Origin of the sequence: Glutamicibacter sp. NPDC087344 (assembly GCF_044744225.1) — a bacterium.
GTDB lineage: Bacteria > Actinomycetota > Actinomycetes > Actinomycetales > Micrococcaceae > Glutamicibacter.
On the sequence record NZ_JBIUXY010000010.1, the window covers coordinates 114,439 to 135,686 of the forward strand.

The 21,248-nt window shown below is 59.0% G+C and carries 16 protein-coding genes; 5 read left to right on the forward strand and 11 right to left on the reverse strand.

Features of this window, described 5'->3' with window-relative positions:
• The first annotated feature begins 39 nt into the window (after window positions 1-39).
• Window positions 40-1,710 carry a bifunctional phosphoribosylaminoimidazolecarboxamide formyltransferase/IMP cyclohydrolase gene (gene purH, locus ACIOWL_RS16980; protein WP_400387728.1) on the forward strand — a complete coding sequence of 557 codons (1,671 nt, stop codon included), beginning with the start codon at window positions 40-42 and terminating at the stop codon, window positions 1,708-1,710.
• A 70-nt stretch (window positions 1,711-1,780) separates the two neighbouring features.
• Here the strand turns inward: purH and ACIOWL_RS16985 are convergent, their stop codons facing one another.
• From ACIOWL_RS16985 to ACIOWL_RS16995, 3 genes are read right to left on the reverse strand one after another with little or no spacing between them, the layout of a single operon-like run.
• The gene (locus tag ACIOWL_RS16985) at window positions 1,781-4,585 is read right to left on the reverse strand and encodes an FtsX-like permease family protein (RefSeq protein ID WP_400387731.1); all 2,805 of its coding nucleotides are present in this window, start codon (window positions 4,583-4,585) and stop codon (window positions 1,781-1,783) included.
• Window positions 4,586-4,643: 58 nt separating this feature from the next.
• A complete protein-coding gene (locus ACIOWL_RS16990; RefSeq protein WP_400387734.1) occupies window positions 4,644-5,369 on the reverse strand; it encodes an ABC transporter ATP-binding protein in 726 nt (241 codons plus the stop codon).
• Window positions 5,366-5,980, reverse strand: coding sequence for a PadR family transcriptional regulator (locus tag ACIOWL_RS16995; RefSeq protein WP_400387737.1), 615 nt, complete (start codon window positions 5,978-5,980; stop codon window positions 5,366-5,368). The genes ACIOWL_RS16990 and ACIOWL_RS16995 overlap by 4 nt, the downstream gene beginning before the upstream one ends.
• A gap of 424 nt (window positions 5,981-6,404) precedes the next feature.
• On the opposite strand from ACIOWL_RS16995, the gene ACIOWL_RS17000 reads away from it, so the two are divergent.
• Complete coding sequence (locus ACIOWL_RS17000; protein ID WP_400387837.1) at window positions 6,405-7,625, forward strand: NRAMP family divalent metal transporter; 1,221 nt, start codon at window positions 6,405-6,407, stop codon at window positions 7,623-7,625.
• 13 nt (window positions 7,626-7,638) lie between these two features.
• Window positions 7,639-8,448 carry a putative hydro-lyase gene (locus ACIOWL_RS17005; RefSeq protein ID WP_400387739.1) on the forward strand — a complete coding sequence of 270 codons (810 nt, stop codon included), beginning with the start codon at window positions 7,639-7,641 and terminating at the stop codon, window positions 8,446-8,448.
• 82 nt (window positions 8,449-8,530) lie between these two features.
• On the opposite strand, the gene ACIOWL_RS17010 is transcribed toward ACIOWL_RS17005, so the two are convergent.
• The 6 genes from ACIOWL_RS17010 to ACIOWL_RS17035 form a co-directional block, all read right to left on the reverse strand.
• On the reverse strand, window positions 8,531-9,514 hold the full coding sequence (locus tag ACIOWL_RS17010) for an adenosine deaminase (RefSeq protein WP_400387742.1): 984 nt from the start codon (window positions 9,512-9,514) through the stop codon (window positions 8,531-8,533).
• Between the two features lie 184 nt (window positions 9,515-9,698).
• Complete coding sequence (locus tag ACIOWL_RS17015; protein ID WP_400387745.1) at window positions 9,699-10,379, reverse strand: GntR family transcriptional regulator; 681 nt, start codon at window positions 10,377-10,379, stop codon at window positions 9,699-9,701.
• Between the two features lie 47 nt (window positions 10,380-10,426).
• Entirely contained in the window at window positions 10,427-12,169 is a 1,743-nt protein-coding gene (locus ACIOWL_RS17020; protein WP_400387748.1) for an acetyl/propionyl/methylcrotonyl-CoA carboxylase subunit alpha, read from the reverse strand.
• Window positions 12,162-13,808, reverse strand: coding sequence for a carboxyltransferase domain-containing protein (locus ACIOWL_RS17025; RefSeq protein WP_400387751.1), 1,647 nt, complete (start codon window positions 13,806-13,808; stop codon window positions 12,162-12,164). The genes ACIOWL_RS17020 and ACIOWL_RS17025 overlap by 8 nt, the downstream gene beginning before the upstream one ends.
• Window positions 13,805-14,563, reverse strand: coding sequence for a LamB/YcsF family protein (locus ACIOWL_RS17030; protein WP_400387754.1), 759 nt, complete (start codon window positions 14,561-14,563; stop codon window positions 13,805-13,807). Before ACIOWL_RS17030 ends, ACIOWL_RS17025 begins: the two co-directional genes overlap by 4 nt.
• A gap of 184 nt (window positions 14,564-14,747) precedes the next feature.
• Window positions 14,748-16,205, reverse strand: coding sequence for a DHA2 family efflux MFS transporter permease subunit (locus tag ACIOWL_RS17035; RefSeq protein WP_400387757.1), 1,458 nt, complete (start codon window positions 16,203-16,205; stop codon window positions 14,748-14,750).
• Between the two features lie 142 nt (window positions 16,206-16,347).
• Here ACIOWL_RS17035 and ACIOWL_RS17040 point away from each other — a divergent pair, with 142 nt between their 5' ends.
• Window positions 16,348-16,944: a TetR/AcrR family transcriptional regulator gene (locus ACIOWL_RS17040; RefSeq protein ID WP_400387760.1), complete on the forward strand. Its 597-nt coding sequence runs from the start codon at window positions 16,348-16,350 to the stop codon at window positions 16,942-16,944.
• A gap of 213 nt (window positions 16,945-17,157) precedes the next feature.
• The gene (locus tag ACIOWL_RS17045) at window positions 17,158-19,392 is read left to right on the forward strand and encodes an NADP-dependent isocitrate dehydrogenase (RefSeq protein WP_400387762.1); all 2,235 of its coding nucleotides are present in this window, start codon (window positions 17,158-17,160) and stop codon (window positions 19,390-19,392) included.
• Between the two features lie 248 nt (window positions 19,393-19,640).
• Here ACIOWL_RS17045 and ACIOWL_RS17050 read toward each other — a convergent pair whose 3' ends face one another.
• Together ACIOWL_RS17050 and ACIOWL_RS17055 are read right to left on the reverse strand one after the other, a co-directional pair.
• Window positions 19,641-20,183 (reverse strand): hypothetical protein, encoded by a 543-nt coding sequence (locus ACIOWL_RS17050; protein ID WP_400387765.1) that lies wholly within the window; start codon window positions 20,181-20,183, stop codon window positions 19,641-19,643.
• 468 nt (window positions 20,184-20,651) lie between these two features.
• On the reverse strand, window positions 20,652-21,113 hold the full coding sequence (locus ACIOWL_RS17055; RefSeq protein ID WP_400387768.1) for a hypothetical protein: 462 nt from the start codon (window positions 21,111-21,113) through the stop codon (window positions 20,652-20,654).
• Window positions 21,114-21,248: the final 135 nt, after the last annotated feature.

The following is a 21,248-nucleotide window of genomic DNA, read 5'->3' on the forward strand; positions in this document are numbered from 1 at the left end:
GCCCGCCCCATTCATTCTCACCGCCGGGAGAAAAATTTCGTGAGTAAGACCGTCTTGGACAAAGTCGCTATCCGCCGCGCATTGATTTCCGTCTACGACAAGACCGGCTTGGAGGAACTGGCAGCTGGGTTGCATAACGCAGGTGTCCAGCTGATCTCCACCGGATCTACCGCTAAGAAGATCGCTGCAGCAGGTATCCCAGTGACCGAGGTCGAGCAGGTGACCGGCTCACCTGAAATGCTTGACGGTCGAGTTAAGACCTTGCACCCAATCATCCACGGTGGCATCCTGGCCGACCGTCGAGTGCCAGCGCACATGGACACCCTCACCGAGCGCAACATCGGGCAGATTGACCTGGTTGTGGTGAACCTGTACCCATTCGTGCAGACCGTTGCCTCGGGTGCGGCCCAAGACGAGGTCGTCGAGCAGATCGACATCGGAGGTCCGGCCATGGTCCGTTCCGCCGCGAAGAACCACGCCGCCGTGTCGATCGTGGTCGACCCGAATTTCTACCCACAGGTGATTGAGGCCGCTTCCGCAGGTGGTTTTGAGCTGAAGACCCGCCAGCGCCTGGCAGCCAAGGCCTACGCTCATACCGCCGCTTATGACACCGCGGTAGCCAGCTGGACCGCCAGCCAGTTCCTTGACGAGGACGGCGACGGCGTGATCGACTGGCCAGCCTACTCGGGTGTTGCCCTGCAGCGCGCCGCAGTGCTGCGTTACGGCGAGAACCCGCACCAGCAGGCAGCGTTGTACGTGGACGAAGCCGCCCCGGCCGGTATCGCCCAGGCCGATCAGCTGCACGGCAAACCAATGAGCTACAACAACTACGTGGATGCCGATGCCGCGCTGCGTGCGGCTTTCGATTTCGAGAAGCCTGCCGTCGCCGTGATCAAGCACGCCAACCCTTGCGGTGTGGCAGTGGCCTCCGACGATGCAGCGGATCCGATTGCCGACGCGCACCGCAAGGCGCACGCGACCGATCCGGTATCCGCCTTCGGCGGCGTGATTGCCGCGAACCGTACCGTCACCAAGGGCATGGCCGAAACCGTGAAGGGCATCTTCACCGAAGTTGTGATTGCTCCGGACTTCGAACCAGAAGCGGTCGAGATCCTGTCGGCCAAAAAGAACATCCGCCTGCTGGCCCTGCCTGAAGGCTACGGGCGCAACTCCAACGAGTTCCGTCAGGTTTCCGGCGGCATGCTGGTGCAGGCCGGTGACAAGATCGACGCTGATGGCGATGCACCGGAGAACTGGACCTTGGCCGCCGGCGCGGCTGCCGATGATGCAACCCTGGCCGATCTGGCCTTCGCGTGGCGTTCGGTGCGCGCCGCGAAGTCCAACGCGATCTTGCTGGCCAAGAACGGCGCCGCGGTAGGCATCGGCATGGGCCAGGTGAACCGCCTGGATTCGTGCAAGCTGGCCGTGGAGCGCGCCAACACCTTGGGTGTGAAGGTCGACTCGGGTGCGGACGCAGCCGGTGGGGCCGAGAACGCTGATGGCGCGGCCTCTGAGCAGCGTGCCGTGGGTGCTGTAGCCGCCTCGGATGCGTTCTTCCCGTTCGCAGATGGCCTGCAGATCCTGATCGACGCCGGTGTGAAGGCAGTTGTCCAGCCAGGCGGTTCGGTACGCGATGAGGAAGTCATCGCTGCCGCTAATGAAGCTGGGATCACCATGTACTTCACCGGAGCACGCCACTTCTTCCACTAGGAATTTGCGGTAAGTGATGAAATGGCTGTGGCCCCACCAACTGGTGGGGCCACAGCCATTTCATCCGTCGTTAGCTCAGGGCCCTGCGACGCACTATCGGTAGGTTGTTCTGGGTCAAGAGCCATGCGGCGGCGGAACCGCACAGCGGGACTGCGAATATCAGCACCGTGAATTGTGCCCAGGGTATCTCGATCATGGCATCTCGTTCGAGTAATAACGTGACAACCGTGATCAGGCTTCCAGCCAAGAGCCCAAAACTGGTCCCCAGTACAGTAGTCAAAAGCAACTGCATGGCCGAAATTGCCCGGCGAAGTCGTGGCGAAGCGCCCAGACTTGCAAGGATCGACTGATCGTTGCGGCCATCGGCCAGAGCCAAACCAGCCGTAATTCCTGCTGCGCTGAGGGTGATCACCGCAGAACCCGCCACCATCATCCACAACAAGAATGACGAAGCGGACGGCGGTCCGAGTTCAAATGTGTATCCCGAGTATTCGCCAAGAATCGGCCTCAGCTTGCCCTGGAGCAAATCATCTTGAGCCTGTGAAAGCTGCTCAGCGACTGTGACAAGTACCGCTCGGTCAACTGTGGTCACTGCCAGGGCCTGTGCCGTTTCCGGGGAGATCACCGCGTAATAGTCCAGTGGCTTGTCGGGTGCCTCGACAACCGCGGGGATCTCGTGGCTGGCAATCGGCTCTATTTTTATCCTGAGTGATGGTTGCGTGCTGAAAGTCGGCTGGGCTATTGGTTCATAGGAAACGACCGTGGCGCTTGAATTCGGGTTTTGAAACACAGGATTGCTGAGCACCGCGCCACCCTGCTGAAGCATTTGTAGCGCTTCGGCGCTTGGCGCCCTTCCCAGCAATGCTGCCAGTTCAGATTCGCCACCAACCACCAGGGCAGGAAGCTCCTCTTCGTTGCCCGTCGCCATAGAGCCTTCGCATTTGAAATCAGAGGGCTCCAATGGCCAGTTGTCATCCGCTAGGTAGCATTCGTGGCCGCTTGGTTCGGCCAACGCCCACGCTACGCAGGATTCAAGTGCTGCGCTATCGTGGCGTTCTTCTGCCTGTTGCTCTAGGCTCCAACAACGATGTGAGCTCGGGGTGCCTTGAAGCACTTGAGCCGTGTCGTTGGTACCGAGAACTTCTTGGACTACGGGCAATACTTGTGAACCTTCGAAATAGCGTAACTCGCCTATTGGCGAGGTGCTCAACCCTAGTGGTGTCTGCTCGGAAGCTGGAACATATTCACGTTGTTCCAAGGGGATCACTCCCTGGTTGTGGTTGTATTCCCAGGTGTAGTTTTCGTGGTTCATTCGTTCGGTGCTGGCGGTTAGTACCAAAAGCGCACCGGAAAGAGTCGTCGCGGCAAGTACCGCGGCGACCGCTGGAATACTGCGCCCTAGATGACGCGCTGAATCTCGTGCTGCCAGTCTGGGGACAAGCGGCCACCGTGTTGAGTTGGCCGCAAAAAACCGGATAAATGTGCCCGATAACAGTAACAAGGATGCCAATAGTGCAACGGTGCCAAGTACCGTCAGCAAACCAATGATGTCCTGTGCCTCGGTGGTGACTGAGTATTTGCGAGACCAAGCGTTTACTGCCAAAGCTGAACCAAACAGGAGCAGCACGATTGGCAACAACGCGAGCCCAATTCTTAATGGTTTCTGAGACTCTTTCTGGGTTGCGGTAGAGCGCACTTTGGCGAGTGACGCTTGACGAGCGACGGCTCTGGCCGGAAGAAATGCGGCGCAAACACCAGCGATGACTGCCAGCGCGATCATTGCAATGATCCACCACCAGGGGATGCGGAGCCCCACATAGGACGCTGAACCTTGCAATAATCTATAGCCGACAAAGCTCAAGCCAGCGCCGATGCCTATTAGCGCGGCAAAGGTTCCAGCAAACAACCCGAGCCACAGCCCGCTGGCGGTGACAATTTTTTGAAGGGTGCTAGTTTCGGTGCCGATGACTGCCAATAAGGCAAGTTCACGTTGTTGTTTTCTCGTTCCAACCGCAAAAGCGGCACCGGCCAAGAGCCCGACTTCAGTGAGGGCCAAGAAACCAATCAGTACCCCGGATGAGGCGTCAAATTGCGTGAATACGGGCGTAAGCCACTGGGTGTGGCTCTCTTCCGAAGAGAGCGCGAATGAACCTGAAGTAAGTACCAGTCCACGTTCATTAAGCTGTTCAACTAAGGCCCACGTGGGCTCTTGACTGCCAACCAAGTAGTATTCCTCAGCATCCGCTGACTGGGTGAACACGGCAGGCAACTGATCCGGAGCGAAATAGATTTGCGGCCAGTAATCATCAACGGTTTTATTCCGCAGGGTTCCAACCAGCGTAAATGTACCGGCTGCCGTATCTAGATCGTCTCCAAGACGCAGGTCGAAGGCTTTCAGCAGCCCTGTGGAGGCCAGGACTTCATTCTGTGCCTGTGCAGAGCGACCATCGAGAAGCTCGTACTTGCCGTCAAATGCTGGATTCAGCACGTCGCCGATGGTTGTGGCGACGTACAGGTCAGAATTGGTTTGGGGAATCACAGACGCCACATGGGATAGAGGCAATATCTGGTAATCCGAGGGAAGAAGGTCCTCGAATGCCGCAGTGGCGGAAGGTTGAGCGCCGGTATCCTCGAATTCAACAAGACCAAGAGCTCCCCACGGCCCTTGCCGGACAGCTCCGTTCCCGAGGTAATCGGTGCTGATACGTCCCTGAGTGGTACCGAGCTCCCTGGTAATGGTTTGCTCTGCAGTGGGGATGCGACTCATGCCGACGACTAGAGCAGCGGTCATCACCGCTATCGGTAATGCGATGAGTGCAACGATCAGGACCGAGCGGCGACTGTTGCGCACAATGTCCCGCCACGCCAGACGCATTACGATCCGAGTTTCATACCTTGCTGTTTTGGGAGTAGGTGAAAGATCCAACGGCATATCAGATCGCAGCGTGGTTCAGCAGAACCGTGGGGTCGTGAGAATCGGCAGCTTCGTCAACGATTCGGCCATCCTTGAGGAAGATGACACGATCAGCCCATGCTGCGTGACGGGCTTCATGAGTTACCAACACCACGGCCGTTCCATCGTCGGCGCGCTGGCGTAACACGTCCAGGATGCTATCTCCGCTAAAGGAATCGAGTGCTCCTGTTGGTTCGTCGGCAAGTAATAGCCGTCGTCGGCCTACGATGGCTCGCGCAATGGCCACACGCTGTTGTTGTCCGCCAGACATTTCATCCATAAACCGGTTGGCAAGCTGGTCGATGCCAATTTGTTGCAGCGCAATGGTGGCCTGTTGCCGGGCTTGCCGGATTCCGACGCCGTCCAGTTCCATGGGAAGTGCAACGTTTTCAAGTGCTGTCAGGGTCGGAACAAGATTGAAGTCTTGGAACACATAACCAACGGCTCTACGGCGCAGCCTTGCGAGTTCATTGATATTCAGGCCGCCCAGTGCAGTGCCTTCAATGGCTACTTCGCCGCTGGACGCTGTTTCTAGCCCACCTGCAATGCTCAACAGCGATGATTTGCCGGAGCCTGAGGGGCCCATGACCGCAACAAATTCTCCTGCCGCTATTGAGAGGTCGATGTGTTTGAGGGCGGTAACTTGATTGTTTCCCGAGCCGTAATTGCGGCTGACGTTGCGTAGCTGGAGAACCGGATCACTCATCGGGTGACCTCATGTTCTGCATTGGAGAGCGCGGATTTTTGCCTTGCGGGTGCACCTGCCGCTGAAGCTGAAGTGATATGACCGCCGTGTTTTCTCATCCATCCCTCGCAGTGGTCCAGCCAACGGACTTCAGCTTCGGTGGTGAAGATGAGAGAGTCTAAAACTAGAATCCACGCAACATCCTGGGAATCTCTTTCGTCAGGGTTTACCGCTGCGCGACGCTGGCGTGTGTAGGTTTGTAGAGTTCGCATTGAAGCTGCGCGCTGTGCCTGCACAATTGATTCAACGTCCACGCCATCTAGGGTCAGTGCCAGTGCCAGCTTGATGGCCAGCTCGTTGCGCGGAGGATTGCTTGAGACGACCGGCTTCTGGAACCATTGATCGACTTCGTTCCTCCCCGCCTGGGTGATGCTGTAGATCACGTGTCCTTCGCCGTCGTCTCCATCCTTGGCGGCGAACCCATCACGTTCCAAACGGTCCAGCGTTGTGTAGACCTGGCCGATATTTAGCGGCCATGTCGAGCCGGTGCGTTCTTCAAAGGCTCCACGCAATTGATAGCCGTACATGGGACTTTCTTGCAAGAGTGCCAGAAGTGAATGCCTGATGGACATGGTGGTGCCTCCGTGGATCAGTGCACTTCAGCCGCAGCTGGGCAGCGCACATGGATGCATACTGCGTATGCTCGATACTAGATACTTAGTATGCATGAAGCAAGTTGGCAAGGTTGATTTGCGGCAGGGGGCTGGGATGGGTGCTGCTGAACTTCATTCAGAGGATCTCTTGGAATCTATTTTTCCCTTGCGAGCCACCGAGGGTGAAGGGCTTTTTTCGCCTGGTCGTGACCGCTTCGTGGGCTTGCTGGATGCGCGAACTGTTGTCAGGGCAAGGGCGAAGGGTGTCTGGATGCGTCGGATGTGACGCTGAAAACAAGAATTGTTGAACAACATCTTGATTAGATTGTTCAACAACCTGTATTGTCTTGTGCGTTACATTGTTCCTGTGACAGCTGTCACCGCTACCGCAACGGATGAAAACATGTCTACCCACGATTCAAAGCCTCAGGCAAGCGCGAAAGCACGCCGCACGGCCCTGCTAGGTGCCATGTTTCTTATGGCCACCAGTGCTATCGGCCCCGGTTTCATAACCCAAACCACCGAGTTCACAGTCAAAATCGGCGCGGCCTTCGCCTTCGCCATTGTGGTTTCCATCCTTGTGGACATTGCCGTGCAGCTCAATGTTTGGCGTGTCATCGGAGTCTCCGGCCTGCGCGCTCAAGAGCTGGGCAACAAGGTGCTTCCGGGTGCCGGCTGGTTGCTGGCAGTCCTCGTGTTTATCGGTGGCATGGTCTTCAACATTGGAAACATCGCCGGTACCGGGCTTGGCATCAATGCCATGCTCGGCGTAGATGCCAAGATCGGCGGAGCAATTTCCGCGGTGATCGCGATCTTGGTGTTCCTTTCGAAAAAGGCTGGAATGGCGTTGGACCGCATCGTGGTGCTGCTCGGTGCGATCATGATCCTCCTGATGCTTTATGTAGCCATCGTGGCTGCACCTCCGGTAGGCGAAGCCCTGAAAAATGTGGTTTTGCCCGAACAGGTCGACTTCCTGATTATCACCACTTTGATCGGTGGAACGGTGGGTGGCTACATCACGTACGCCGGGGCGCACCGCATGCTGGACTCGGGAACTAAGGGTGCGGAGAATGTTAAGGCCATCTCCAACACCTCGGTACTGGCCATCATCATCACCGGTGTGATGCGCGTGCTGCTGTTCTTGGCGATCCTCGGTGTGGTAGCCGGCGGTGTTGCGTTGACCAGTGACAACAAAGCCGCGGAGGCTTTCGGGCACGCAGCCGGAGACATTGGGGTGAGGTCTTTTGGCATCATCCTTTGGGCCGCCGCCCTTACCAGCGTGATTGGCGCCGCCTACACATCGGTCTCATTCATCACCAAATCCACCACGCCCGAACGCACCCGCAACCTGATCACCGTAGGATTCATCGCAGTCTGTGCAGTGATTTATGTGCTCCTCGGGCAGGCGCCGGCTACGCTGCTGATTTTCGCCGGCGCGTTCAACGGGCTGATTCTGCCGGTTGGCCTGGCGATTCTCTTGTGGGTGGCATGGCGGCGCAGGGATCTCATGGACGGATATCGTTACCCCACGTTCCTGCTGATCATCGGAGCGCTGGCCTGGGTGCTGACCGTTTACCTTGGCTGGAATTCACTATCCGGTCTTGCTGCCCTCTGGAACGCGTAGGGAGAAGATTCAGATGACCCGCATCCAAGAATTGAGTCTTGCCGAGCGCGCCGCACTTTCCCCGGCCGAGGCCCGCGCGCTGTTCCGTGCCGGGCAGGTGTTGCCCACCGCAGGATTCAGCGCCGGTTACGCCCAGGCGAATCTATTGATTGTCACCAAGGAACTGGCCTTCGACGTCCTCTTATTCGCGCAGCGCAACCCGAAATCGTGCCCCATCCTCGGAGTTCTCGAACCAGGCCAAGTCGCCAGTGAGTTGCTTGCGGGAGGGGACATTCGTACGGACGTACCCCAGTATTTTGTTTATGAAAACGGGGTCAAGGTCGCCGAGCCCACCGACCTCAATGACTATTGGCGTGATGATCTGGTGACGTTCATTATCGGATGTTCATTCACCTTCGAATCGGCGTTGATTGAGAACGGCATCAGCGTCGCGCACATCGACCAGGGTGTGAACGTGCCGATGTACAAGACCACGGTTCGCAGCGCTTCGGCCGGCGTGATGTCCGGGCCCATGGTGGTGTCGATGCGTCCGATTCCAGCTCATCAGGTGGCCGACGCCGTACGCATCACCTCGCGTTACCCAGCGGTACACGGTGCGCCGGTGCATATCGGCAATCCCGGCGAATTGGGAATCGCTGACCTCGGAGCACCCGATTTCGGTGATCCGGTTCAGATTCCCGAAGGATATATCCCGGTGTTCTGGGCTTGCGGGGTCACCCCGCAGGCAGCGGTCATGGAATCCAAGCCGCTGTTGGCCATTGGCCATGCACCCGGGCATATGTTGATTACCGACGCCCGAGACTCGCAGTATCAAGTGCCTTAACCACAATCAGTTCTCTGCCACGACACCTCGCGGTGGCCACGAAGTTTACGGGGACACCGCGAGATGCGGCTGGTTCAGCCGCCTAGGCGCTCTGCGAGGCTTGCCAAGACGCAACTTCGGCCAGCCTCCCGGCACGCTGTTGCTCGTCGAGGAAGGCTGCTTCGAAGGAGTTTGCGGCAAGTTTTGCCCATTGTTCGGTCGTGAAGCTGAAATGCTCGTTGAGCGCGGCGACATTCGCGTCCAGGTAGCCGCCGAAGTAGGCGGGATCATCCGAGTGAATTGAAACGTTGAGCCCCCTGGCCAACATGAGTGGCAGTGGATGCTCCGCCATGGTGTCCACGGCGCGCAGCCGCACATTGGACAACGGGCAGACTGTCAGCGGCATCTGCTCGGCCACTAGGCGCTGCACCAATTGCTCATCATCCAAACAGCGGATACCGTGGTCAACTCGCTGAACCTTGAGCAGATCTAGGGCCTGCCAGATGTATTCGGCCGGTCCTTCTTCGCCGGCATGCGCGACCACGTGAAGCCCGTGCTCGCGCGCGTATTCAAAGACTTCCTGGAACAGTTCCGGCGGGAAACCGAGTTCTGAGGAATCCAAGCCGATCCCGTCTATGTCATGTTTTTGCTCCACGAGGATCTTGAGCAGATCCAACGCCTCTAACGCTGGTGCGTGGCGCCAGAAGCAGGCAATGAGTTTATGAGAAATTCCCCAACGTTCCTCGCCTTCGCGCAGTGCCTCGCGGATCCCAGAAATAACTTCGGTTAAACCGATACCGCGCTCGACATGAGCCTGCGGGTCGAAGAACAACTCAACATGGCGTACGCCGGAATCGTGAGCTCGCGCGAGGTACGCCATGGTGATGTCGTGGAAATCTTGGGAAGTGCGCAGCACAATCATGTTGGCGTAAAACAAATCCAAAAATGACTGCAGATCGGTGAATTCGTAGCGTGAACGCAGATCCGCCAAATCTGTGTAGGGAAGACTGATGCCGTTCTTCTGCGCCAACGACATGATCAGTTCGGGTTCGAGGGTTCCCTCTAGATGGATGTGTAGTTCTGCCAAGGGCAATTTCACTGGGTAGGGCCTTCCATGTCGCCAGCTGCGGGAGATGGCGCAGTCCGCGGAAGATCCAACGACACCATGCCCACGAGGATGCCTTCAATCTTAAGCCCCGTGCAGGCCCGGTTGAGCGCCACCAAGTGCATACCGTGGTGGGATTCTGCCCACAGTCAGGTCCTGTGCCGGTTTATTCCGGGGTTGAGTGCTCTGTGATGTGCCCCAATAGTTCGGCTTCGGCCATGTCCAAATACTCTCGCAGGGTCTGAGCGGCCTCGGCCCTTTGACCGGCCTTGAGCATTCCAACCAAGGTGGCATTCTGCTCAACATAGTGTGAATGGAAATCCGGGGCATCACTCATCGCATGGAAAACCAAACGCATGCGCGCCAAGACCCTTCCCATCAGCTCCTGCAACAGTTCGCTGCCAGACGTGCGGACCAGCTCCCGGTGAAAGGCCTGGTTGGCATCAGCCATGGCCGCCACATTCCCTGCCAGCAGGGCCGCCCGGGCCGTGTCGATGATCGAATCAAGCGCCGCCGCATCCAGTTCCGGACCCCACGCCAGGCAAGCCGGTTCAACGGTGCGGCGCACCGCATAGATTTCCCGGACATCGGCCGCATTGGGGGACGCCACAAAAACACCCCGGTTGGGAATGCGGGTGACAATCAGTTCGCTGTCCAGCAGGGCAAAACTTTCCCGCAAGGTATTGCGGGAAAGCCCCAAGGACTGCGCCAAGGCCTGTTCGGAAAGTTTGCTGCCAGGCAACAGCTCACCCGAGGCGATTTGGGTGCGCAAGAGGTCGGCGGCCCACGCGCTGGAGTGGGCGTGCGGGGCCTTGGCTGGAGGTCGGGTGGCAGTGCTGGCGTTCATGCCTTTCAATCTACCCAATGCGGGCGCCGGGCTCACAGCCCGTGAGCCTACTTAACGAAACCCAGCACCTGGCCTCGACGCACCGCCACCCCCGGCTCCAGCTGGGCGCGGGTGAAAATTCCATCGCGGTGCGCGGTGACTGGGGATTCCATCTTCATGGCCTCAACCATGGCCAACGTTTGCCCCTGGGTGACATCCTGCCCATCCTGAACCGAATAGCTGACAAGGTTTCCGTCCATGGGTGAGTGAAGCTCGGTCTCATCGGCAAGCTGCGCTCCGAGTCCTGCCACGTCCTCAGGGAGTTTGGCCGTCCCGGGGTGGCGCAAGGCATTTACCAAGTCCGCGGGCAGACCCAGCTGCATGGCCTTGCCATCCACCTCGATGGTCAGTTGGGTGCGCTCGCCGTCGGAAATGCCCAGGTTGATGTCTTCGCTGGCCTCAAGCTCATTGAGGAACTCATCCTCAATCCAGGTGGTGTAGACCCCCAAACGGTCGGTGGCAACAAAATCCGGATGGTCGATCACGGCCCGATGGAAGGGCAGTACGGTCGGGACCCCGGTCACCTGCATCTCGGCCAGCGCATTGCGGGCCCGGCGCAGTGCCTGAGCTCGGTTTGAGCCGTGCACAATCAGCTTGGCGATCATTGAATCGTAGAAGGGCGGCACGGTGCCACCGCTGCGCACCCCGGTATCCACGCGGATTCCGGCACCGGTGGGCGCCTCGAACGCGGTGATGGTGCCCGGGGCAGGAAGGAAACCGCGGGCCGGGTCTTCCACATTGATGCGGAACTCAAACGCGTGCCCCCGTGGCTGCGGGTCCTCACGCAGGCTCAGTTCCAGGCCGTCGGCAATGCGGAACTGTTCGGCAACCAAGTCCACACCCGTGGTCGCCTCGGTGACCGGATGCTCCACCTGCAAACGGGTGTTCACCTCCAGGAAGGAGATCAAACCATCCTGGCCGACCAGATATTCAACGGTACCCGCGCCCACATACCCGGCTTCGCGGCAGATTGCCTTGGCGGATTCATGGATTCGGGTGCGTTGCTCGTCGGTGAGGAACGGGGCCGGCGCCTCTTCAACCAGCTTTTGGTGGCGGCGCTGCAACGAGCAATCACGGGTGCCAAGAACCACCACATTGCCATGGGTATCGGCCAACACCTGCGCCTCCACATGGCGAGGTCGAGCCAGGAAACGTTCAACAAAACACTCTCCACGGCCAAAAGCCACGGTGGCTTCACGCACCGCGGAAGCAAAGGCGTCCTCGACCTCTTCCATGGTGTAGGCGATCTTCAGGCCGCGCCCGCCGCCGCCGAAGGCCGCCTTGATGGCCACCGGCACCCCGTGCTCGCGGGCGAACTCGCGGACTTCTTGCGCGTCAGAAACCGGGCCGGGGGTGCCGGGCACCAGCGGGGCGCCAGCCCTCACGGCGATCTGCCGGGCGGTGACCTTGTTGCCCAAAGCCTCGATGGCAACAGGTGACGGGCCGATCCACGTCAGGCCGGCCTGCTGCACCGCGCGGGCGAAGTCCGCGTTCTCGGATAGGAAACCGTAACCCGGATGCACCGCATCAGCACCAGAGCGCAAGGCCACATCAATGATTTTTTTGATGTTCAGGTAGGTTTGCTCACCGGTTGACCCACCCAGCGGATACGCTTCATCGGCTAACCGCACGTGCAATGCGTCGGCATCCGGATCCGAATAGATGGCAACGGAAGCCAACGAGGCATCGGCGGCGGCACGGGCGATTCGCACCGCGATTTCTCCACGATTGGCGATCAGTACTTTATGCATGATTATCCTTGAAAATGAGTCGGAAGGCCGGGGACTGCGTCAGATCCTTATGCGCTGAAACAACGGCAAAACGCAGTTTGCTCCCCACCGGAAGTTGGGCGGCCGCGCTGAGATCCTCTGAGATCAGGGTTGCGATCACCGGATAACCGCCGGTGACCGGGTGATCGGCCAGAAACAGCACCGGCAGGCCGGAAGGCGGGACCTGCAACGAACCGCGCGCCACACCCTCGCTGGAAAGTTCGCCGTCCCGGGTCCGCTCAAGCGCAAGACCTAGGGTGTCCAGCCGGATGCCAACCCGATTCGAGTCGCTGCTGACGCTCCATTCCTGGCCGGTGAGGCGTTCCAGACCCGCCGCGCCAAACCAATCATCGCGTGGCCCGGGAATCACCCTGAGGGTATACACCCCCTGCGCGTCGGGGATCGGCAGGGTGCTTGGTTCGGGAGCGCCAACCACCTGGGTACGGTTTGGAGGTTGCACCCCAAGCACCTGTCCGGCGGCCAACGGCTCGGGACCAAGCCCGGAGAGGGTATCGGTGGATAACGAACCTAAGGTGTCTGCAACCGTGAACACCCCGCGGACGGCCAGATAGCTGCGCAACCCGTGCCCGGTAGGTTCGAGCCTCAGGCGCTCGCCGTGCAGCAGCACGAAGGGGGCATTCGGGGAAACCTGGCGCACACTGCGTTGCTCATCGTCCGGCGCGGGGGTGATCCATAACTCGGGTTGGGCTCCGGTGACGGCCATGACCTGGTCGGCGATGGCTTGAATCTCCAGGCGGCCGGTGAGGTTTTCGATCACCGCAGTGCCCACCGGGTTTCCCACCAAACGATTGGCTTGATGGAAGGAAGAGATGTCTGCGGCACCGGAGACCGGCACCCCGAGATTCCCCCGCCTGTGGCGTCCTGCATCCTGCAACAGGGATTGAAGTCCCGGATCCACGATGCGCAGCCCCTTGACGGTTGCTGCTGGCGTTGTCTGCTTGGCGGCCTGCGGAGTTTCCCGCGTGCCGGATACCCGGATGCGGGATGCGGCCAGAGTGAATTCGACGGTATCTTGGGGGCGAATCAGCGCTGGCTGATCGCGGTCCACATCCCACAGCTGCAGGTCGGTATGCCCTAGCAACTGCCATCCGCCGGGGGACTGCCGGGGATACACGGCGCAGTAGTCTCCGCCTAGTGCCACGGCTCCGGCGGGCACCCGCGTCCGCGGGGTGGCTCGCCGGGGCACAGCCAACCGCTGGTTTTCCCCCACAAGGTAGGCAAAGCCTGGGGCGAATCCGCCGAAGGCCGCAGTCCATCGTTGGGCCAGGTGGGCGGCGATCAGGGCTTCGCGGCTCATCGAGGTGAGCTTGGCGAGCTCATCTAAGTCTTCACCGTCGTAGGTGACGGGGATCCGTACCATCTTGCCTGCTGAAATATCGGTGGTGCCCAGGGGCAGTCCGGGAAGCAGGCTGGCGGCCAGCCGGGCCTGTTCCGGGGTGTCGAACTTGATCATGACGGTCTGCGCGGCGGCCAACACATCCTGTTGCCCGTTTAGCGGGTTGGCCACTACGGCGGAGTTCAACGCCAGCACGGAATCCAGCGAATCCAGTTCGATCAGCAGGTCGCGGTCTCCGGCCCGGTGGATGGCACCGATGCTCACACGAAACTCCTGATCTGCACGCCGGCGGATTCCAACCCTTGGCGTACCGCGGCGGCCATGGCTACGGCGCCGGGGGTGTCCCCATGCAGGCAAATGCTTTCGGCTGGCATCCGGATGATGCTTCCGTCCACCGCGATGATGGTTCCTTCGGTCGCCAACCGGATCATGTTCTGGGTGACCTGCTCGGAATCATGGAGAACCGCGTTGGGTTCGCGGCGGGACACGAGTGTGCCTTCGGGGGTGTAGTTACGGTCGGCGAACGCTTCGGAGACACCACGCAACCCAGCCTTTTCCGCCTTGGCCAAAGCTACGGAGCCGGGCAGCAAGAGGACCGGGAGGTCGGTGCCGAAAGCGCGGATGGCATCAATGACTGCTTGGGCATGAACCTCATGGTGCACAATCGTGTTGTACAGGGCACCGTGAGGTTTAACGTAAGAGATTTCGCCGCCAGCTGCGCGAGCCAGGGCCTGCAAGGCGCCGAGCTGATACAGCACATCATCGGCAAGTTCGGTGGCCGAGCAATCGAGGAATCGGCGGCCAAACCCGGCCAGGTCGCGGTAGCCTATGTGGGCGCCGATGCGCACCTGGGCGGCCACCGCGTCGCGGCAGGTTTGGGCGATGGTGCTGGGATCACCCGCATGGAATCCGCAGGCCACATTGGCAGAGGAGACCGAGGCAAAAATTGCGGCGTCATCACCCATACGCCAATTTCCGAAGGACTCGCCTACGTCCGAATTCAGATCAATTACCGGCATTGAGATCCCTGTCTCGCGAATTTGTCTTTGAACCAGCATGCACCAAAACGAAAGATTGTTCAACAATCTTTCGTTTGTGGTCCGAAATGTGACCACAGCGACAACGAGGCGGGGATGCGCTCACCGTGAAGTGAGCCCATCCCCGCCTCGGGAATCGTCGTGCAGAAGAGCGGCCGCGGTGGGACTAGTCCCGTGCGGAAATCTTGATGAACGGCGAAAGCAGCACCGCAATGGTGGCCAGGCACGCACCGATGATGAATGCGACATGCGCACCACTGAAGAATGCCTCGGCAATCCCTGAGCCCTGGGTTAGCTGCTCCTCGGCCAACAGGGTCATCACGGTCACCATGACGGTGGTTCCGACCGCGCCGCCGAGCTGCTGCGCCGTGTTGAAAATTGCCGATCCGTGGCCGAAGTTCCGCGGCTCGACAGACGACATTGCAGAAGACATCAGCCCGGTCATCAGCAAGGCAACACCGATAGAGAAGATCACGTGGCTGAGCACTACCACCCACAGTGCTGAGGTGACGTCCAGGGAAACATACAGCCATTGGCCTGCGGCCAGCATGATGGTGCCAGGGATGATCACCGGGCGCGGGCCGAACTTGTCGAAGATGTTGCCGAAGATCGGTGAGACGATGGCCTGGGCCAAGCCGCCGGGCAGCAACAGCAGGCCGATGGTCAGTGAATCAATGCCGCGCCCCGACTCCAGGATGATCGGCATGATGGTCACCGAACCGAGCATGGTGCCGAAAGTGATCATGATGATCAAAATCGCGAAAGTGAATAGGCGCGAATTGAACAATGACAGGTTGAGCAATTCGCGGCCTTCGCTGCTCAAGCGAGTCTGGCGGCGGATGAACAGCACCAGGGAGATCAGGCCGATCACAAAGCTGATCACCATGATGACTGCATTCTCTGCCGCATTCTCAATGGTGGAAATGCCGTACACCAGGAAGCCGAAGGCCAGTGCCGAAAGGATGACCGAGGCGATATCCAGCGGGACCTTGCGTGATGCGGACGGAACCTTCATGAAGATGGCGCCCAGGACCAGCATGATGACAGCCAGTGGCACCATGAGGACAAAGATGTATTTCCAGCCCCAGGCATGCACAATCAGGCCGGAGACAGTTGGGCCGATAGCCGGGCCGACGCCGATGACAATCGAGTTCAGGCCCATCACGGTGCCTCGTTTGTGGATCGGCACCAGGCTGAGGGTGGTGGTCATCAGCAGCGGCAGGATGATCGCGGTGCCAATTGCCTGAATAACGCGGGCAATCAAGACAAAGGAGAAATTCGGTGCGAACACCGCGAAGAGGGTGCCGACTAAGAAACTGAGCACCGCAAACATAAACAGCGACCGATGCTGAAAACGTTGAATCAGGAAGCCGGTCATGGGGATGACTACCGACATGGTCAGCAGGAATCCGGTGGTCAACCACTGGCCGGTGGCCGCGGAGACGGATAGGTCTGCCATGATTCCGGGCAGCGCCACGCTGAGCACGGTCTCGTTCAAGATCATCACAAAGGCGGCGAGGGCCAAAACACCAATGATGCCGGTGAGCTGCTTGGTGGTGAGGGTGGGCCTTTGCGGTGGCGCGGCTGCCTCGCTGGCAGGGATTTCGGTGCGTTCTGGGGACACGATTCCTCTTCTACTGACGGGTACTGATAAATTCTGTCATGCTCTGACACTTTTCATAAGCAAAATCTGTCAGACTGTGACAGAAAACAAATTTTGTGCTGGGCTCGCTACGATGAGCTGACAACACTTCGTGGGAAGGTGAATGGTGGGGATTCGCGAGGAACGCAAAGCTGCCACGCAGCGCGATATCCAACTGGCTGCCTTGGATCTACTTGAAGCCCATGGGCTTGCGGCGCTCACCGTAGGGCAGATTGCTCAGCGTGTGGGGATTGCCGAGCGGACCTTCTTTCGCTATTTCGACTCCAAGGAGTCGGCCCTGTTGCCGGCCGAACATCGTTTGATTGCCGCGCTGGTGGCTGCACCTCTTCCGGACCTGGCGTCCGGTCCGCAGGTTTTCCGCATCCTGGCGAATGTGTGCCGCGAACATTTTTTGGAGGAGATGCGCGGCCAGGGTTTTCGCCGCATTTCTCGGTTGATGCTCACCGAACCGGGGCTCAGGGTGATCACCTCACGCCATGAGCAGCATTTGGTCGCCACGGTTAATCAGCGTTTGGAAGACTGCGGGTACCTTGATGCGATGCAGGTGCGGTTGATCGGCGAAATGCTCTCCGTCACCTGGCGCGTGGCGTGGCAGTGTTTCGGGGTTGAAGAGCGGGCCGGTCGTCAGGCGAGTCCCGTCGAGTTATTTGAAAAGGCCATCGCTCAGCTAGGTGTTCTCGCCGGGCCGGCATCCGAATAACGAATACCCGGCTTGAGTTATCGAAGATTAACTTAAATGTGACGAACTGCTCGAGGGCGCTCTCACCCGGCAATTCGGCGATTTTTCGGGATCTTTCAGCGTATTTTTTCCAAGCGGAAAGTGTGGCGTGGGACAAAATCGGGTAGATTTGGAACGTTGAGTTCAGGGCGGATAACCCCGCTTCCGCACGACGTTCAGGGAGAAGCCACACCTATGGCCAAGATTATTTACACCCACACCGACGAAGCGCCGATGCTGGCGACCCACTCGTTCCTGCCGATCGTTCAGGCCTTCGCCTCGACCGCCGGTGTTGAGCTGGAGACCCGCGACATCTCGCTGGCTGGTCGCATCATCGCTACCTTCCCGGACTACATCACCGAAGAGCAGCGCATCGGCGACGCCCTGGCTGAGCTTGGCGACCTGGCCAAGACCCCGGAAGCAAACATCATCAAGCTTCCAAACATCTCTGCATCGGTTCCACAGCTGAAGGCAGCCGTTGCCGAGCTGCAGGCGGCCGGCTACGCGCTTCCGGATTACCCGGACAACCCATCCTCGGATGAAGACACCGACGTTCGCGCTCGCTACGACAAGATCAAGGGTTCAGCCGTGAACCCTGTGCTGCGTGAGGGCAACTCCGACCGCCGCGCACCGTTGAGCGTTAAGAACTACGCCCGCAAATACCCGCACTCCATGGGTGCTTGGGCCTCGGACTCGAAGACCAACGTCGCCACCATGGGCGTTGACGACTTCGCCTCGAATGAGAAGTCCATCGTGATCGACAAGGACAAGTCGATCTCCATTCGTTTCGTCGGTGAAGACGGCGAAGTGAAGGTCTTGAAGAAGCCATTCGCAGTGCTCAAGGACGAGGTCATTGACGGCACCGTCATGCACGTTGCCGCGCTGTCCGAGTTCCTGAAGAACTCGGTTGCCCGCGCCAAGGAAGAGGGAATCCTCTTCTCGGCACACCTGAAGGCAACCATGATGAAGGTCTCTGACCCCATCATCTTCGGCCAGGTTGTGAAGGCCTACTTCTCCGAGCTGTTCGACACCTACGGCGACGAGCTGGCAGCCGCCGGCCTGAACCCGAACAACGGCCTGGCTGCCATCCTGGGCGGCCTGGACGAACTGTCCGACGAGGTACGCGCCGGCGTTGAGAAGCTGATCGCCAAGGGCCTGGAAGAGGGCCCGGCCGTTGCCATGGTCGATTCGGACAAGGGCATCACCAACCTGCACGTGCCATCGGACGTGATTGTTGATGCTTCCATGCCAGCCATGATCCGCTTGGGCGGCAAGATGTGGGATGCCAAGGGCGACACCGCAGATACCTTGGCCGTCCTGCCGGATTCCTCCTACGCCGGTGTTTACCAGGCCGTCATCGAGGATTGCCGCGCCAACGGCGCCTACGACCCAACCACCATGGGTACCGTGCCGAACGTGGGCCTGATGGCTCAGAAGGCCGAAGAATACGGTTCCCACGACAAGACCTTTGAACTGGCCGCCAACGGCCACGTGCAGATTGTCGACGAGAACGACACCGTGCTCATCGAGCACCAGGTTTTCGCTGGCGATATCTGGCGCGCCTGCCAGACCAAGGACATCGCTATCCGTGACTGGGTGAAGCTGGCCGTAAACCGTGCCCGCGCCTCCCAGACCCCGATCGTGTTCTGGCTGGATGAGAACCGTGCCCACGACGCCGTGCTGATCGCCAAGGTCAACGAGTACCTCGCTGAGCATGACACCGAGGGCCTGACCATTGAGATCCTGTCCCCGGTTGAGGCTACCAAGTACTCGATCGAGCGCATCCGCAAGGGTGAGGACACCATCTCGGTCACCGGTAACGTGTTGCGCGATTACCTGACCGACCTGTTCCCAATCCTGGAGCTGGGTACCTCGGCAAAGATGCTGTCCATCGTGCCATTGCTGGCAGGCGGCGGACTGTTTGAAACCGGTGCCGGTGGATCTGCCCCGAAGCACGTGCAGCAGCTGGTGAACGAGAACCACCTGCGCTGGGACTCGCTGGGCGAATTCATGGCGCTGGGTGCTTCCTTCGAGCACCTGGCCGTCACCACCGACAACGCCCGTGCACAGGTCCTGGCCGATACCCTGGACGCCGCCACCGGAACCTTCCTGCTGGAAGACAAGTCGCCAAAGCGCAAGGTCGGCGAGCTGGACAACCGCGGGAGCCACTTCTACCTGGCTAAGTTCTGGGCTGAGGAGCTGTCCAAGCAGGAGAAGGACACCGAGTTGGCTGCGGCTTTTGCCGATGTGGCCAAGGCCCTGGGCGAGAATGAGGAAGCCATTGTGGCCGAGCTCGCTGAGGTCCAGGGCCAGCCGGTAGATATCGCCGGCTACTACCGTCCGGACGAGCAGAAGACCACTGCCGTCATGCGTCCAAGCGCCACCCTGAACAAGGCTCTTGAACTGCTGACCCAGGCTGTCTCCAAGTAGCATTCAGCCGGCAATGCCACACGGCACCAACCCTTCGGGTTGGTGCCGTCTGGCATTTAAACGCAAGGCCTAATTGCCAAGACCGAAGCCCTCAACCATCACTGGGTTGGGGTGAGTGCAGCCCTCCGCCTTTGCCGTTTGGGCGCGAATGGCGCTTCGTCCAGCATGGGATCGGTTGACCAGGTGCGGCCGCTGATCAATGGACAACTGGTGGACACCTAAAGTGGGGCCGCCCGAGGTGGCCTCAGCTAGGACATCGTGTCTGTACTTGCCGTGGGTGTTGTTGAACTCCCTGCCTTCTGGGGTTCCGTTCCCCACGTCACGACAAAACACTTGCTGTTGTCTTCAGGCTGAAGCACTTGGAAGTAATCCAAAAGTGAACCATCTGCCAGGCTCACTCGTTCCGAAGTTTGCGCTCCCTCGGCCGGACCCAAATGATTTTCTTCGAACCTCAGATCTGCCAGATTCTCTTGATTCAGGCTCTCACGCAACTTTTCCCAAGGCCCGTCGGGAATCGAGTAGTCCGGCGGCAACATTTCGAATGCTTGTCCACGATCATTTAGCTGAACTGCTTCAAGGAATTTTTGCACCGAGTCTTGGGCCGAAATGTTTCCACCTGCCGTACAGCCCTGGCCGGAGGTGGGTGAACACCCCAGCAGTGTTAGCGGAAGAATTGAAAGTGCTACCACCCTGAGGGAAACAGGAAATTTCATCCAACACATTCCTTTCCCTGAAGGTCCTGCAGATCTGTCCGACAACATCTTTCCGAAAACTCGGACGAATAGTTTCATTGAATGAGGTCAAGCACGGTTCGCCGCTTCAGGTCTTGAATATTTCTTGTCAGAGGCTATCAGCTCAAGCCCGGTCAGGGCGTTGTGACTTCACGGAAGGACGCTGGCCACGGGGCAGCAATTCGTTGTTGAACTTGCCCGCAGGCCGTCATATCTGATGCTGCGGGGTTGAGTGGATTAGCGGCTGGCCCACTCGCTGGTGATATCAGTCGAAGCTGAGGTCCGCGCAGACGGAAACTAACCGACGTTTCACCCAACGAGGATTAGCCGGAACGGAGCAACACAGCGTGCAAATCGGCACCTCGGGGCAAGAATCGAGCATCTTGTCGAGGATACTCGGGACTAAGCGAGTCGCCAGCTTCTTGTACGCTGAGGCAAGATGCAACGTAGGTAGTAGTGTTCACTTCTAGAGCCGGCGGTAATCTGACTCATTGTGAGCTTGGTGGTGAGTCGCTGGTTCTCAAATATTTAGTCCCAGTCAGGCCGTAAGCGACCTATGTATCTTGCAGAAACCCACGCCCCTGCGACTGCGGCGGGAAGGATGAGATACCAGATTCGAAATGCCTCATTTCCCCAGAACGGCTGGAGAAGCACCCAAGCGGGCAATGCCGAAAGCACCACACATCCAAAGAGAATTCGTTTTTTGGCAGGTGCGGCGAAAGGACTTCGCCGCAGTGCGACGTATAACAGGAAACAAACGATTCCCATCGCGACCCCAAGGAGAAGCCCCGAAATCGGGGCAAACATAGCGATCAGCACCTGAACGTCATCTCTATAGTCATCTGTTCCGGGTTCAGGGGAGAACATCGCATTCGAATAAAGGGCCAGTATTAGTCCGGCGAGTATGCTGCAGAGCAATCCAGTTATCGCTCCGCGGAGAACAAGCCCCCGTGCAAGGTTGAATGTCGAAACCTGATCTTCAGTTTTCATAGTTTTGCGGTACCTAACTGGATTCCGTAGTGCTCCGTGAACTTTTGACCTTCAAGGCAACGCACAGGAGGGGGATCTTCTGAGAAACCGAAACCCATAGCGTTGCTAGATTGGGGATCGTCCGGAGATTCATCG

Excerpts from the sequence above, each read along its gene's own strand:
- ACIOWL_RS16985 (WP_400387731.1), bottom strand. The coding sequence starts at position 4,585 with ATGCGTCTGGCGTGGCGGGACATTGTGCGCAACAGTCGCCGCTCGGTC.
- ACIOWL_RS16990 (WP_400387734.1), bottom strand. The coding sequence starts at position 5,369 with ATGAGTGATCCGGTTCTCCAGCTACGCAACGTCAGCCGCAATTACGGC.
- ACIOWL_RS16995 (WP_400387737.1), bottom strand. The coding sequence starts at position 5,980 with ATGTCCATCAGGCATTCACTTCTGGCACTCTTGCAAGAAAGTCCCATG.
- ACIOWL_RS17000 (WP_400387837.1), top strand. The coding sequence starts at position 6,405 with ATGTCTACCCACGATTCAAAGCCTCAGGCAAGCGCGAAAGCACGCCGC.
- ACIOWL_RS17005 (WP_400387739.1), top strand. The coding sequence starts at position 7,639 with ATGACCCGCATCCAAGAATTGAGTCTTGCCGAGCGCGCCGCACTTTCC.
- ACIOWL_RS17015 (WP_400387745.1), bottom strand. The coding sequence starts at position 10,379 with ATGAACGCCAGCACTGCCACCCGACCTCCAGCCAAGGCCCCGCACGCC.
- ACIOWL_RS17020 (WP_400387748.1), bottom strand. The coding sequence starts at position 12,169 with ATGCATAAAGTACTGATCGCCAATCGTGGAGAAATCGCGGTGCGAATC.
- ACIOWL_RS17030 (WP_400387754.1), bottom strand. The coding sequence starts at position 14,563 with ATGCCGGTAATTGATCTGAATTCGGACGTAGGCGAGTCCTTCGGAAAT.
- ACIOWL_RS17040 (WP_400387760.1), top strand. The coding sequence starts at position 16,348 with ATGGTGGGGATTCGCGAGGAACGCAAAGCTGCCACGCAGCGCGATATC.
- ACIOWL_RS17045 (WP_400387762.1), top strand. The coding sequence starts at position 17,158 with ATGGCCAAGATTATTTACACCCACACCGACGAAGCGCCGATGCTGGCG.
- ACIOWL_RS17050 (WP_400387765.1), bottom strand. The coding sequence starts at position 20,183 with ATGAAACTATTCGTCCGAGTTTTCGGAAAGATGTTGTCGGACAGATCT.
- ACIOWL_RS17055 (WP_400387768.1), bottom strand. The coding sequence starts at position 21,113 with ATGAAAACTGAAGATCAGGTTTCGACATTCAACCTTGCACGGGGGCTT.